The organism is Lacinutrix cladophorae, assembly GCF_053604645.1.
In genome coordinates, this window is record NZ_JBSHNR010000120.1 from 1 (window position 1) to 2,332 (window position 2,332).

Annotated in this window: 1 protein-coding gene; it reads right to left on the minus strand. The window is 30.9% G+C overall.

Going from position 1 to position 2,332, the window contains the following annotated elements:
* Positions 1 to 685: 685 nt before the first annotated feature.
* Positions 686 to 1,576, minus strand: a complete 891-nt coding sequence (locus ACVC3Y_RS13045) for a restriction endonuclease (protein ID WP_452227136.1) — start codon at positions 1,574 to 1,576, stop codon at positions 686 to 688.
* Between the last annotated feature and the right edge of the window lie 756 nt (positions 1,577 to 2,332).

The window sequence follows — 2,332 nt, forward strand, 5'->3', positions numbered from 1 at the left end:
AACGGTCTTGTGTATGGAAAGTTGCGTTTTTGGCGACGAGGATTTTCCGAAGGAAAATCAGAAGTTGGCAAAAATGCAACTACCATTATTTAAGCACTAATCTAGCAATTTTTTATAAACGTTGTTATAAAATGTAGCGAAACATTTGAGTAAGCACGAAATATTTAGCCATAATCATGGAACAATTATAAACCAAAAGCGAAACGAGTTTTGCTTTTACCATTTAATAGCGAAAAGTGTTTTTCTTCAAAATTCTTTGCAGCATTTTCCGTTTGAGTAATCTAATCCTTATAGATTCAAATTCCGAATGAGTGAAAAAATTCCGATTGAGTAAGTTTTAATAATTTCAGAATAGGAGTGAGGGAAACTTTGTAAAAGTAATTTTCAGTTTCAGGTTTGTAATTATATTCTAAAATAATGAATCTATTATTTATTATCAGAAATGAGTAAGAGAAAATTCAAAAGCAGAGTGAGAAGTAATTAAATATTAATCTTTGAATTAATGTTTGTTTCATAGTTCAGAGGTTCATCTGAGCTATTTTTTATAACGTTGTTGTATAAGCTTTGTTGCGTTGTTTAAGCAATGAATTTACTAAATAAAACACGAACGGCGAAATTCCGTAGGAATTTCCCAAGTGAGCTAAAACTAGCAATAAAGTTTATACGGTGTTACCTGCAGGCTTTTTTAATTTATTATTCGGGTTAATTTTAAAGGAAGGAATATTTCTTTTTCATTTTCTTCTAATTTTTCTCCGACTTCGCATTCTACATCAACTAAATACGCTCGGTCAGGAAATCGTAAAGCTAGACGACTTTTTTCATTTCGAATCAATAACCTTTCAAATCCTTCATCTGGAATTTTTCCTTTTAGTTGCTTAAAAACATCTAAATGAAAATCAAAAGTTGCGACATAAGTTGTATCATTTAGATTGGCTCCACCAACATTTATTGTAAACATATCGTCATCAAGTTGAGTTATACCAGTAATTGGAATTTGTGGAAAAACTAAAACTGTATTTTGATCAAAACCAAGTCGTTTTAAGTGTAAACCTAAATCCTTTTTATAATCAAGACTGCTTTTTGAAAATATATTTTCAGGTGATAGTATTGCTTTCATATTTTCCCAGAACAAAGGCAATTCCTGAATATGAAAATGCATAAGTGGTTCAAAATCATCAACACTGAATAATACAAATTCTTTACCATTGCATAGAGAGAAAAACCTTGCTCTAACTTCTGGATGCATTGCATAAGAATATGCTTGTTCAACATTTTTAGATTTAATTATTGATTCGGAAGGTGATTTTGCATCTAAAATCCAAGTCGGCTTTTCGTCAACTTCTAATAGATAATCTGGAATTATATAAACTTTCTTTTTTTGAGAACCAATTGAAACGAATGGGTGAATTAAATTTCTACTTCTAATAATTTGATTTGGTTTGTTCGCTGAATAACCTAAACCTTTTATTATCGGAACTACTATTTCCTCACGAACAGAGTCTTCTTTAAATTCTGGGTTTTTCAACAATTCATAATCGAAATATTCTAAAATGTTTTGAATTTTCTTACTTTTCATTCAGTATTCTTGGTTTTTCTAGCTTGCAGGTAACGGTCTTGTGTATGCTTTGTTGCGTGTTTAAGCAACTAAGTTAGCAAATAAAAACCGAATAGAAAATCCGCGAGGATTTTCGTAAGTAGGCGAGAACTAGCAATAAAATATACACGTTGTTACCTTTTTAGTTGCGACAGAATCAGTAGAGCAAATAAAGAGAATCAATTCAGATTGGACAATAAAAAAAATAAAAGCTAAACATGTTTTGCTTTTACCTTTGAATGGCGAAAAGTGTTTTTTTTCAAAACTCTTTGTAGCATTTTGCGATTGAGTGCGTGTTTCTTGACGAATTAGATTTTCGTATGTATTTAGAAACCGATTGAGTAAGTTTTCCGAAAGAAGCTAAAATCAGAAATGAGTGAGCCGAATTTCCTAAATACTTTCTGTAGTTTCTAAATAGCAAACTGATTGTAAAGATCTAAAATGCGTTAGAGTAAGTTTTCGTAAGTTTTTTAAATACAGAATTGATTAATCAGAATTTTCAGAATATTTTATTCAGAATTGAGTGAGAAAAATTCCGATAAATTATAGTTTTTTGTGATTCGGATAATTAGGAGTTAAAATTTCCGGAGCAATTAAAGGTAACGGTTTTGTGTATGGCTAGTTGCGTTGGCTGGAACTAAGTTAACAAAAGAAAACGAACCAGAGGAAATTCCGTTAGGAATTTCCAAGTAGGCTAGAACCAAGCAATTGGTTATACACGTTGTTGTGCTTAGTTTT